Origin of the sequence: Mucilaginibacter sp. SMC90 (assembly GCF_022811725.1) — a bacterium.
GTDB lineage: Bacteria > Bacteroidota > Bacteroidia > Sphingobacteriales > Sphingobacteriaceae > Mucilaginibacter.
In genome coordinates this window covers 3,455,978-3,468,819 of sequence record NZ_CP094527.1, presented here as the reverse complement: position 1 = coordinate 3,468,819, position 12,842 = coordinate 3,455,978, and the positions used below count along the sequence as shown (strand labels likewise).

The 12,842-nt window shown below is 43.4% G+C and carries 10 protein-coding genes; 6 read left to right on the top strand and 4 right to left on the bottom strand.

All coding sequences use genetic code 11. The features are described from left to right. Positions 1-9: 9 nt before the first annotated feature. From MTO98_RS14680 to MTO98_RS14670, 3 genes are read right to left on the bottom strand one after another with little or no spacing between them, the layout of a single operon-like run. Entirely contained in the window at positions 10-813 is an 804-nt protein-coding gene (locus MTO98_RS14680) for an HmuY family protein (RefSeq protein WP_243487356.1), read from the bottom strand. Between the two features lie 12 nt (positions 814-825). Continuing rightward, entirely contained in the window at positions 826-1,500 is a 675-nt protein-coding gene (locus MTO98_RS14675; protein WP_243487354.1) for an HmuY family protein, read from the bottom strand. Positions 1,501-1,503: 3 nt separating this feature from the next. Next, positions 1,504-3,846 carry a TonB-dependent receptor gene (locus MTO98_RS14670; protein ID WP_243487353.1) on the bottom strand — a complete coding sequence of 781 codons (2,343 nt, stop codon included), beginning with the start codon at positions 3,844-3,846 and terminating at the stop codon, positions 1,504-1,506. A 381-nt stretch (positions 3,847-4,227) separates the two neighbouring features. Between MTO98_RS14670 and MTO98_RS14665 the strand changes: the two genes are divergently transcribed. The 5 genes from MTO98_RS14665 to MTO98_RS14645 are packed head-to-tail and all read left to right on the top strand — an operon-like array spanning position 4,228 to position 8,493. Further along, positions 4,228-4,743: an HmuY family protein gene (locus tag MTO98_RS14665; RefSeq protein WP_243487352.1), complete on the top strand. Its 516-nt coding sequence runs from the start codon at positions 4,228-4,230 to the stop codon at positions 4,741-4,743. A 25-nt stretch (positions 4,744-4,768) separates the two neighbouring features. Next, on the top strand, positions 4,769-5,617 hold the full coding sequence (locus tag MTO98_RS14660; protein WP_243487351.1) for a hemin ABC transporter substrate-binding protein: 849 nt from the start codon (positions 4,769-4,771) through the stop codon (positions 5,615-5,617). Continuing rightward, positions 5,614-6,654 (top strand): iron ABC transporter permease, encoded by a 1,041-nt coding sequence (locus MTO98_RS14655; protein ID WP_243487348.1) that lies wholly within the window; start codon positions 5,614-5,616, stop codon positions 6,652-6,654. Before MTO98_RS14660 ends, MTO98_RS14655 begins: the two co-directional genes overlap by 4 nt. A 1-nt stretch (position 6,655) precedes the next feature. Continuing rightward, positions 6,656-7,474, top strand: a complete 819-nt coding sequence (locus MTO98_RS14650) for a heme ABC transporter ATP-binding protein (RefSeq protein ID WP_243487346.1) — start codon at positions 6,656-6,658, stop codon at positions 7,472-7,474. A 2-nt stretch (positions 7,475-7,476) separates the two neighbouring features. After that, positions 7,477-8,493 (top strand): hemin-degrading factor, encoded by a 1,017-nt coding sequence (locus MTO98_RS14645; RefSeq protein WP_243487345.1) that lies wholly within the window; start codon positions 7,477-7,479, stop codon positions 8,491-8,493. 191 nt (positions 8,494-8,684) lie between these two features. On the opposite strand, the gene MTO98_RS14640 is transcribed toward MTO98_RS14645, so the two are convergent. Beyond that, positions 8,685-10,127, bottom strand: coding sequence for a TlpA disulfide reductase family protein (locus tag MTO98_RS14640; RefSeq protein ID WP_243487343.1), 1,443 nt, complete (start codon positions 10,125-10,127; stop codon positions 8,685-8,687). A gap of 280 nt (positions 10,128-10,407) precedes the next feature. Between MTO98_RS14640 and MTO98_RS14635 the strand changes: the two genes are divergently transcribed. Then, the gene (locus MTO98_RS14635) at positions 10,408-12,771 is read left to right on the top strand and encodes an alpha-L-rhamnosidase C-terminal domain-containing protein (protein ID WP_243487342.1); all 2,364 of its coding nucleotides are present in this window, start codon (positions 10,408-10,410) and stop codon (positions 12,769-12,771) included. Positions 12,772-12,842 lie beyond the last annotated feature (71 nt).

Here is a 12,842-nt window from a genome sequence, read left to right as displayed (position 1 = left end):
TGTAGGGTATTATTTTATCTCAAATTTTGTGCTTCCGGCAGGTACCATCACATATTCAAAAGTGAAGTACATATGCGGGGTATTGGTGAACATCTGGTCGGGAGTAAAAACATCTTTATAACAGCTTATCATTTTAATTTTAGCATAATCTCCGGACGCGGTTTTAACAATAACTGTGCGTGCAGGGAAGGTGCTACCATCGGCCAGCTTAAGCGCATTTCCCAAAGCGTAAGCCACATGCACCTTAGTTTCACCACCGTCGCCAACTACAGTTCCGCCAAAATCATACAGGTACCAGCCAGTCCCCGTACCAAAGCTTCCTTTATCATCCGTACCTATCAGACCCTTACCTGTTTTAAAATCAGCATCTGTTGGAATAGCGGTTACATCATCAAAAGCTTGCTGAACAATGGTGATCCCTCCTTTGCCCGGTCCCTGGTAACCGGAGTTTGCGGCATCGGTGTTATTGTTGCCGCCTAAAAAGCTATTGTAAAGTCCGCTAAGTGAAATATCCCAGAATGAGGTTTTGGCGTAAGTTGCAGGCTGCTCCTTTTTATAATCAAGACTGAAAAAGATCTCGGTTTTAGGCGTTGTAGGATTTTGATCATCAGTTTGTGCTGCCAGGTTTTCAACGCGCTGCAATTTGTAATAAGGCACCTTATCGGCGTCCCTTGTTGGGGTAGTGGTTTCGGGTGTTGTTGTATCAGGTTTTACACCTTCAGTTTTTTTACATGCGGTGAATGTTGAGGCCAACACTGCCAGTATTAAAATACCCGTGGCAGCACGTTTTTGAAATATATTTATGATTTTCATGATTAATTATTTTTAATTTTTAGTAGATAAGTTCCTGCTGCCATCCTGCTGAACATAGTATCGGAAAGTGAAATAAGGCGATGGCCAGTTGAGATCGGTAACTACTGCAGGTGCGCCTTTATACATGCTCACCAGCTCCAATTTGGCATATTTGCCATCAGCTGTGCGGAGCACAAATGTTCTGCCTTTTATAGGTACAGCGATATGCGTTTTAAGATCGTAGAAATACCAGCCCGATCCGCTGCCGGGGTCCCAGCCAACGGAGGTTACACCTTTGCCGACAAAATCAGCGTCAGACGGTGCTTCTTTAACCTGGTCATAGGCTTGGCTTACAGCCATAATTGCCCCTCTTCCTGTCCCGCCAAAGCCATAGCTACCTTCGTTCGTGCCACTGTTTATCCCCACATATGAGTTGTATTCACGCGCAAAAGAAAGGTCCCAGGAGGTTGTTTTTTTGGCCGAAGTATCAACTTTAGCGTTGGTTAAAAGGCTGAAATAAAAGGTTTTAAAGCCTGTGTTAATGGTACTCCCAACATCGCCGGGCAAATCGTTAACTACGGTACTGCTGCCATCCTCAAGTTGCGGCTTTACCTGCTCTTTGGTACATGAGCTAAACGTGGTAACGGCAGCAAATACAATGAATAATATTTGATAATGAAGTTTATAAGTCGATGTTAATTTCATCATAGTTTATTGTTGTTTAAAAAAGCGATAGTTAAGGCCCAGCATAATGGTACGACCGCTTTGGGCCGGCATCAGCTGGTCGCGGTAGTTGAAGATGTTATCGGCAGTTAGCTGTACCGAAAAGTGATTGTTCATTAACTTTTTTTGTACCGATGCATTGAACAGGAAAAAGCCCGATACATAAGTATCGTAAGGGTCAAGAAATCCATTCGGCAGATTTGCTTCCTGGAAACCATACTTACCCCTGTAGTTAACCCTAAAGGTGCCGGTAATACCTTTGGGCTCATACTCATAAGTAAACTTCACATTGGCCATGTGCCGGGAGCGGTTATTAAGCCCGAAGTAATCGGAAACTTTTGAGCGGCGGGTTTGGCCGGTATTGGTATCATGTACCTGGGCATAGTTTCCTTTCCCTGCCTTAATTGAATCAATAACTCCCTTATCCTTGGCATAAAGCAGTTGGTATCCTGCCGATATATTAAATCCTCGGGTAACCCTCCAGCTTAAACCAACATCGGCACCGGTAAGAAAAGCACGATCAATGTTAAAATAAGAGAATACCTGCTGACCGCCTTTTTTTGAAGCTACCTGATCGGTATTGATGAAGTTGCGAACATCATTATAAAAGCCGTTTACATCCGCCTTTACACTGGCACTTAGCTGCAATGTAAAGCCGGCGCTGTAGGCCACAGACCGCTCGGGTTTAAGTGTACTTACTTTGGCTGCGTTGGCAAATACGGTAGCTATTTGCCCGGCATCCTGCAGTTTCTGAAGTTCGGCAGCGAAAACATCGGTACCTAAAACGGTATATCCTCCGCCTGCAAGGTTCGTAAAGTTTAAATACAGCTGTCTGAAATCGGGCGTTTTAAAGCCGGTAGCAATTGCTGCCTTCAGGGTAAGCGCTTTTGCCGGTTGATATTTTACGCCGAAGCTAGGGTTGAGGCTGCTGCCGTAACGGCTATGGCGTTCGCCCCTTACACCGCCGGTTAAGCCAAGCTGATCACTTAGTTTCCAGTCGGCCTGCCCATAAATAAATGCTGTCGACTGGTTTTTTGTGCCGCTGTATAGGTTATTGTTCATGGTTTCGTACTGGATGCCGGTGCCGCCGGTAAATACCATAGTACCCCAATAAGTTTGCGAAGCCTGCAATTCGCCCCTATGCAGGTATTGTACAAAGTTGTTAGTAGGAATAACTACCCCGCCGGTAAGATTGGTGATGTTTTGATCGGTGGCGTAACGGGTGAGATAGTATTGCGTTTTCAAACGCAGGCCGCTATTAAAATTGGTGTTTAAAATAGCCGATGCATTCAAATCCTTCTCAACCAGCACATCGCGGGTTGGCACAGTATTGTAGGCAGTTTGGTTAACCGAATTGCGTATAGCATACCTGCCGGTTATGTTAAGCGCATTCATCTGGCTTAAAGTGTACCTGCCCCTGCCCTGTATGGTGTAGCTATCGTAGGGTGGTGCTGTTTTACCTTCGCTCAGGTAAGGATTGGCATTAAAACCATCTGTGCGATAATAATTACCTGATATATAACCAGATCCCCTGCCACCAGCAAATGGCGTTTCCCCTTCAAGCGTGGCATCTACAGTATTAAAGCTACCATAGCGCAAACTGGCAAGCCCCTGGCTTTGGGAGATATTTTGACGGGTAACAATATTGACCACCCCTGCCAAAGCTTCGCTGCCGAACAGGCATGACGATGCGCCTTTAATGATCTCGATGCGTTCAATATTGGCTACTGTGATCCGCGACAGATCGAAATTCCCGGAATTGCGGCCCGTCATTGGCTGGCCGTCAATCATGATCATGGTATAACCACTATCAAAGCCTTGCAGCTGTAAGCCAACAGCCCTGGCCCCTGAGCCAATGTCGTTTACAATAGCCAGTCCGGTTTGTTCCTTCAGTACCTCATCAAGCCTGCGGCTACCCATCATTTCAATTTGCTTGCGGCTGATGATGGTTGAAGGCATCGGGGTACGGGTAAAATCGATCAGGTTATCGTGGCTTTCCTGTTTGCCTAATACGTTTACCTCTTTAAGGTTCTGCGCCAAAGCTTTTAGCCGGATACTTATATTATAAGTAGAAGCTTTATTGACAACAACCTGTTGAAAACGCTTTTCATAACCTACAGCCGAAATGATGAGCGTGTACTCTCCCTGTTTTAACTTATCTATTACAAAGCGCCCTATAGTATCGGTTTGGGTGCCTCTTAGGTTTTCTTTGATCAGGATGGAGACTGCATTTACCGGCTCCCCCTGTTCGTTCCTGATCTGCCCGCTTATTTTATAAGGGGACTGAGCTACGGATGTTAAATAAAAACAGGTCAGATTAAGATAAAGCATTAGGTAAAATTTGAACATTGAACGATAGTATTTTTTACTTATTTTTAATCAGTCTAAATAAACAGAAGCAAAAGTCGTTCATAGAAATGAGAAATCGTTTACGCAATCGGGATTTTTTTTTACTGTTTAAGGATAAAGTTTTACACTTTTTGGAGGGATTTATTAAGCGAGACAAGAAACTACGGCTCCATCACGGACGCACACCACACACAAACAACTAATAGTCAAATATTTATTAATAACTTATTCTTAAATTCAAAAAACGGCAGGTTAACTTTTACTTAAATACTAAATTCATAAAAATGCATTCCTTATTTTGAATCAGTCTAATTAAATGCTTGTTTTGCATAAGTTAACATTATACAAAAATCAGTTTCAACCATGAACACCTTTCAAAAATTAAGCTATAAGCTCCTGCTAACCTGCATATTCATGCCTGTTGGGTACGGGTTTTCCCAAACTGCCGCTGTAAAAAAGATTCAAAATCTTAATGCTGCTGATAAGATCACCTACTTTAACCTGGAAACAGGGACAGAGGTAAGTGAAGCCGATACCTCCAAAACCGGCTGGGACCTCGCATTTCAACATACCGTTATTGTGCTGCGCAGCACCGCCGAAGGGCAGATTGTTTCAGATGCATCTTTTGATAAGATCACCTCGGCCCCTTCAACTGGCTATCAGAAGGGTAAAACAGCTTTACCATGGGGCAGCGGTAAAGGCTGGTATACTTATAACATGGACAATCATGTGGTTGCTCCCATTGCAGGCAAAGTAATCTTTATCCATACTGCTAATGGAAAGTATTACAAGCTGGTAGTTGACAGTTATTACAAAGATGGAAGCGCCGATGGTGCTTCGGCCAATTACACATTCAGGTATAGCACAGTTGCCATTTAATGCACCACCCCTACATTAATTTAGTATGAAACTATCTATCAAGTTTATAAAAGACTTACTCCTGCTTTTTCTGCTGGGTTTTAGCATCAGTGCAAGTGCAGCGGCACCTAAGCGCATCATTACTTTAAGTGGTGCATTAACCGAAACTGTTGATGCACTGGGCTTTGGAAAAAACATAGTAGCTACGGATGTAACCAGCATTTACCCTGCCTATGTGAACAATCTGCCCAAGGTGAGTAAAAATCGTACGGTTTCAGCCGAAGGCCTCATCTCTTTCAAACCCGACCTTGTATTAGCTCCCGAAGGCAGCGTTTCAAAAGAGATCGCATATCAGCTGCAATCTGCGGGTATAAACCTCATAAATATTAAACAGGAGTTTTCTGTTGCCGGTTCTATAGCTTTCATAAAAGCAGTAGCGGCAGCGCTTCAGGTTCAAGGAAAAGGCGAAGCGCTGGCAAAACAAACCCAGTCGAAGGTGAACAAAGCCCTTGCCGAGGTTAAAAAGAATAGTAAAACGCCGAAAGTATTATTCATTTATGCCCGTGGCACCGGGGTTATGCTCGTTGCCGGACAAAACACCAACATAGATGCCATTATAAGCTTGGCTGGCGGTAAAAATGCCGCACAGGGCTTTGACAACTTTAAGCCCTATACAACCGAATCATTGATAGAAGCCAACCCGGATGTGATCCTGATGTTTGATTTTGGACTGAGCAGTTTGGGCGGAGCAGATGCCGTATTAAAAATGCCGGGAGTAGCACAAACCAACGCCGGTAAAAACAAACGCATAGTGCAGATGGACGGCGAACTTTTGATCAACTTCAGCGTAAGGCTTGACCAGGCCATCGCCACGCTGAATAAAAACCTGCAATGAAAAACGGACTGATCTATACAATATTAGGCTTAGCCGTTTTTTTTACAGCAGCGCTGTCATTGAGCATGGGCGCTATGAAAATCCCCGTTCAGGACGTGCTGCTCATATTAGCAAAGAAAGTATGGCTATTTAAAAGCACGCCTATTGATGAGCAATTTGATACCGTCCTGACCATAGTACGGATGCCCCGTGTTATCATGGGCTTGCTTGTGGGGGCAGCATTAGGAATTTCGGGAGCGGCCATACAGGGCATTTTTCGTAACCCGCTTGCAGAGCCTGGTTTGATCGGAATCTCCTCGGGAGCATCATTATTTGCGGTGCTCATCATCGCTGCCGAAACTGCGCTACTGGCTGGCTTAAGTAATTTACTGGGTTATTATTTACTTGCTTTCGGCTCATTTGCAGGGGCCGGTATTGCTACATTGGTTGTTTACCAGATCTCCCGTAATGACGGTCGCCCCAATGTGGCAACCATGCTTTTAGCAGGTATTGCCGTTAACGCGCTTGCCGGCGCTTTAACCGGTTTGGTTACCTACATTGCTAACGACCAGCAACTACGCAATATTACGTTTTGGCTGTTGGGGAGTTTGGGAGGTGCTACATGGCAAATTATTTTATGCCTTGTGCCCTTTGTAATTATCCCGTTAGTGTTATTACCAACTATGGCCAAAACCCTCAATGCCTTTGCATTGGGCGAAACGCAGGCTCAGCAACTGGGCTTACCTGTGGGCCGGGTAAAACGCTGGGTGGTTATACTATCTACTATGGCGGTTGGCGCATCCGTGGCGGTATCAGGTATTATCAGCTTTGTTGGCTTACTGGTACCGCACATGGTAAGGCTCATTTTTGGGGTGGATAACCGTAGGGTATTGCCTGCATCTGCATTGATGGGCGCTTTGATCCTTACCCTTGCCGATATGATAGCCCGGAAAATAGTTGCACCGGTGGAGTTGCCAATAGGCGTAATAACCGCTTTGCTGGGCACACCTGTTTTTCTGTATATTTTAATAAAAGATAAAAAGAAAATTACCCGATAAGATGCTTACAGTTGAAAATGTAACTTATAAAACCGGGAAACACACCCTGGTGAAAGATGTATCATTTATGGTTCATCCCGGCGAGGTCATGGTAATATTAGGTGCTAACGGGGCCGGTAAATCATCGCTGATGCGTTTACTTAGCGCCGAAAAAGTACCTACATCCGGATCAATCTCCCTATCGGGAAAAACCTTAAACAGCTATGCTGCAAAAGAGCTGGCATTAAAACGCGCTATCCTTAATCAACAAAATATCATTAATCTCGATTTTTTAGCGATAGAGATAGTGCAGATGGGACGTTATCCGCATTACCGTAACCAGCCTACAGCTCATGACCTGGATATTATCAGCGAGGTGATGACCATCACCGGAACTACACACCTGGCCGAGCGTTCATTTTTATCGTTATCAGGAGGAGAGCAACAGCGTGTCCATTTGGCAAGAGTACTGGCCCAGATCTGGGATACGCCTGAGGCACTGCTGCTGCTTGACGAACCCGTGTCGGGCATGGATATCCTGTATCAGCAGCAAACCTTATCGCTGGCAGCCATGCTGGCAAAAAAGGGCTTTATCGTGGTTGCGATATTGCACGATATCAACCTTGCTGCCCAATATGCCCATAATATCATGATGCTTAAAAACGGACGGAAATGGTATCACGGCACCCCTGCCGAAATCCTCAACAGCAAAAGCATTTACGATGTTTTTGAAACGGAGGCCGATGTTTTTACTAACCCCAACACGCTTAAGCAATTTATTATGCCTAAAGTGATCACACATGAAGTACCCGAATACAATTTAAAATCCTTCACACTATAAATATGGAAACCATTTCATTAAAAGAACAATATCTTGCCTTTAAAGCCGAAAATCCAAAGAAAAGGATCCGTGATATCGCTGCTGCATTAAATGTTAGCGAAGCCGAATTACTGATGACCAGCCTCGGCGAAAACGTGGTCATTCTTGAAAATACATTCGACGCGCTATTGAAAGAAATCACCGGTTTGGGTTATGTAATGGCCCTTACCCGTAACGAATGTTGCGTTCACGAGCGCAAAGGCATTTACGAAAAAGTATCTTTCAGCCCTCACGCCGGTTTGGTTTTAGGCTCGGATATCGACCTGCGTTTATTCATGAGCCAATGGAAATTGGGTTTTGCCGTAGAGGATAATAATCTGAAAAGCTTCCAGTTTTTTGACGGAAACGGCGTTGCCATACACAAGATCTACCTTACCGATAAAAGCAACGTTGAAAATTATCATGAACTGGTTACCCGCTTCCGCAAAGCCGATCAGCAGGCAGTGGCGTTGTTCCCAACAGAGCCAGCTGCTAAACCTGCCCTGCCCGACGAAGAAATTGATGTAGCAGCATTTCATGAAGCATGGACAGGCCTGCAGGATACCCATGAGTTTTTTGGTTTACTCAAACGTTTTAACCTTAACCGTACGCAAGCTTTGAGGCTTGCCCCTGCTGGTTTTGCTAAACAGATCAATGCTGATGATTTTAAAGGTGTAGTACAGCATTGTGCAGAACAACAGGTGCCTATAATGGTATTTGTTGGCAATCACGGCTGTATCCAGATCCACACAGGTACCGTTACCCGCATTGTTGAAATGGATACCTGGTTTAATGTGATCGATCCTGAATTTAACCTGCATTTGCGCATGGATGCCGTTGCTGCGGTATGGCACGTTGTTAAACCATCGGCTGATGGAGACGTTAACTCAATTGAGCTTTTTGATAGCGAAGGTGAAATGATAGTACAACTTTTCGGTAAACGCAAACCGGGTTTACCTGAGCTGAAAGAATGGCGCGAGATCCTGGCCAATATTTCTTAAACTAACCGGATAACAAAAACATCTAATATAAAAACCGATATCCTAATTGGTCATCAATGGTCAATTAGGATATCGGTTTTGTATTTTCAGGTTCAATCGATACTTTCTGCTTATACAACATTGATCACCATTAAAAGCCTGAAAGCCGACATGGCGTCATACGCCCTTGAAAAAATGTGAAAACGCTATAACTATTTCGCGATAGCCTCTTTGATTAATTGTTCGGCCTGGGCATTTCCGGGACCGGGCGCATCAAAGCTCAGCATTTTCCCTTCTTTATCAATCAGTATATATTTTGGTATAGCATAAGCTATGTATGATTGCGCCACAGTACCATCTTTATCGTAAAGCTGCAGCCAATCCGGCTTTTCTTCTTTGAGTGCGTTTCTCCACTCCTTCTCTCCATCGTGCACGGCAATGCTGATAAAAGCAATCTGCTGGTTAGCTTTAAATTTGTCGCTTAGTTTTTTAAATGAAGGCATTTCTTGCCTGCAAGGCCCGCACCAGCTCGCCCAAAGGTCGATATAAACAACTTTCCCCTTAAAATCGGTCAGGCTAAAAACTTTTCCATGATCATCGGTCAAAGTAAAAGCAGGAGCAGGTTTACCAATTTGCACCTGCATCAGTTGTTTCTTCTTTTCCATAAAACCATCGGCGAGGTTCTTTTTTAAAGTTGCGTTGCTAATAACACCAATAAATGCCTGCATTTCTTTTTGGGCAAAGTTTAATTGCTCAAAAGAATTGGCACTACCAATTCTCTTTTCAACATAACGGTTCAGGTAGTAATCCCTGACTTTTCCGGTAAAAAGCTGCTTTATTTTTTCAAGTTCATAACCGGGCTGCTTTACCGATGCAGAATCACGCAGCAGATCCAGGCGTTGCTCATAGGTGTAATAAAGCGGCAGCACCCATGATTTATAATCATCCGATACTAAATATTCGTCATGTGATATACCTTTTGAAAAAGCTGAAGGCGTGCTTTTTGCTACCAGCTCCGTAATTTGAGCTGCATTGTATTTGCTCATTTCAAGGTGTTGGAGCATCATATAAAAGTTTAAACTTTGATTATCCAGGTCAATCATTTTCTTAAACGTATTGACATATTTATCCTGTTTTGCAGGTTTACTAAACACTGCATTTAGCAACGAATCGTCCAATGCTTTGCTTTTTTTAAGGAATAGGATTAGTTCGTCAGTTTTGAGCTCATACCATGCTGTTTTGTCGTTCCGGGCTACCAGGATCGAATCCAATTTCACCCGGTATTGATTGCTTTCGGCACCAATGCCAGTGATTTTCTTAGTTTTTGACAGTGTGACATAATCGCTGGCATCACCGATTATATGAAGATCATATCCCGGGGCTACATAGATACGGTTAATTTGAGTAGTATTTTGCTGAATGCTGGTACGTTGAGGCTTGGTTATTTTGAAGGTTTTTAAATAAAACTCACCTGAATCATTAAGCCTGATCGTATCGATAACCGATTTACCCTTAGCATCTTCAAAAAAGATCTTTAACATTTTCTCGGCCGAATTGCTGAGCTTTCCCTGTATAATAAGCGGCTGGGTAGCGTTTTGGGCTGCTACTTTGTTGATAAAATAAAACGAGAGCAGGAACAGGATTATTTTTTTCATAGGTATAAAACTGGCAGGTTTAAACAAATATAAAATTCATCGGGCTACTTAAGCAACAGTTTATGAATTACTTTTTAAACCTCCGCTATCCTGATTAGGGCAAACACATCAACGTATTTAAGCTTCCGGATAGTAACATCCGAGATAAGAATATCTATAAAAAAATAAAAATTAAAGTAAAATGCTAAATCGATTTAATTATATTAGTCGTACCAATTCTATTATTGTACATAACCAGGAAAAAACAACCTGACCATTATTAATTAACCAATAAACCTGAATGAAAAGCTTACTAATTTTACTTTTATCAACAACTTTTTTCTTAGTCAAACCCTGCAGCGCCTCCCCCGTCCAAAAAAACGCGGGCGACAGGACATGGAATGCGCAATGGATCTCGGTACCGGCAATCACCGGGAATGAATATGGCATTTACTATTTCCGAAAAAACATTGAGCTCGCTGGCAAACCAGCCACCTTTGTTATTAATGTATCTGCCGATAACCGCTATAAGCTATTCGTAAACGGCAAATTGGTATCCCTTGGCCCTGCCAGGGGCGATACCTTTTATTGGAACTATGAAACAGTTGACCTTGCACCTTATCTCGTCGCCGGTAAAAATACAGTAGCTGCTTTAGTGTGGAATGAGGCCCAATACCGTCCGGAAGCACAGATCAGCGTACGCACTGCGTTTATTATACAGGGCAGTACAGCAGCCGAGGAAATTCTGAATACCAATAATACCTGGAAGAGCGTTCAGGATAAAGGTTATCAGCCAATTTGGGGCTACTTTGCAGCCAGCACCGGCGAGATGGTAGACATGAATAAGAGCGTCATGAACTGGTACTCGCCAGATTTTGATGACAGCAGCTGGCCAAAAGCTGCTAACCTTTTTGGCGGTCAGTTAAAGGGACGCTCTGACGGTTTTGGCTGGCAATTGGTACCTTCATCTATTCCACACCAGGAGTTGATTTATGAGCGGATTTCTGTTGTACGCAAAACCAGCGGAATGGAGATACCGCCGGCTTTTCCAGCAACCAAAACCCCATTAACAATCCCGGCAAACACAACGGTTACCGTACTGCTTGACCAAACACATCTAACCAACGCCTATCCTACCATTAATTTTAGCGGCGGAAAAGATGCAGGCATTTCCTTAAGCTATGCAGAATCCCTTTTTGATAATTTGACTAAATATGGCATGCGCAAAGGCAATCGCAACGATGTGGAGGGCAAGGATTTTTCTGGAAGAAAAGATAGTTTGATCTCTAACGGCAGCAAAGAGCAATCATATACCACGCTCAATTTCAGAACATTCCGCTACATCCGTTTGATTGTGCATACCCAAAATGAGCCATTGGTAATCAATGACCTGTACGGCACCTTTACCGGATATCCTTTTAAACAACGCGCTGTTTTTAATACCAACAACAACGAAATAAAACAGATTCTTGATATCGGCTGGCGCACGGCCCGCCTTAACGCATTTGAAACGTATACGGATTGCCCATACTATGAGCAGCTGCAATATATTGGCGATACCCGCATACAAGCCATGATTTCTTACTATTACAGCGGCGATGACCGGCTTGCGCGCAACGCCATTAATCTGATGGATCACTCGCGTTTGGCCGAAGGGGTTACTCAAAGCCGCTATCCCACTCACGATACTCAAATCATTTCAACCTTTTCTTTATGGTATATAGGTATGCTGTATGATTATTGGATGTATAGGGGCGATAGTACTTTTATTAAAGACAAACTGGACGGAGAGCGAGCGGTATTAAAGTTCTTTAGTCAATATCAACAAGGTGATGGTTCATTAAAAAACACGCCATACTGGACATTTGTGGATTGGGCAAGCGGCAAAAACTGGGAAGTAGGTTCGCCACCAAAAGGCACAGACGGAAGTTCGGCTATTATTGATATGCAGTTATTGTGGGCCTACCAATGGGCTGCTGCCATGGAAACTAAGATGGGATTACCTGATTATGCCGCTTTGTACAACAAACAGGCTGCTAAACTTAAACAAACCGTTCAACGCAAATATTGGGACCCAGTGAAAATGCTGTATGCCGATACCCGCGATAAAGATAATTTTTCGCAGCACGCTAATTCATTAGCTATACTTACCGGAATGGTAAAAGATACAGATCTGCCAAAATTATCTAAAAGATTATTGACAGATACATCACTAACCCAATGCACTATTTATTTTAAATACTACCTGCATCAGGCATTGGTGAAAGGCGGATTAGGTGACGATTACATGAACTGGCTGGATATTTGGCGCGAAAATATCAAAATGGGCCTGACTACCTGGGCCGAATACTCTGACCTTAAATATAGCCGGTCTGACTGCCATGCCTGGGGAAGCAGCCCAAATATTGAATTTTTCAGAACGGTTTTAGGTATCGATAGCTATTCACCAGGCTTTAGTAAGATAAAGATTGAACCGCATTTGGGAGCACTAACCAATGTGAGCGGCGAAATCCCACACCCAAATGGCAAGGTTGTAGTTAATTATGCTCTTGAAAACAACAAATGGAAAATAAAAATAAACCTACCGCTGCATACATCAGGCATTTTGGTGTGGAAAGCAAAAACGTACGTGCTTAAAGGCGGGGAAAATGTAATGGCTATTTAAGAGCTTCTTAAAAAGGAAGATCTTATCGCGACCGACTAAAGTAAACGAACCCGGAAGGCGAAAAAAATAAA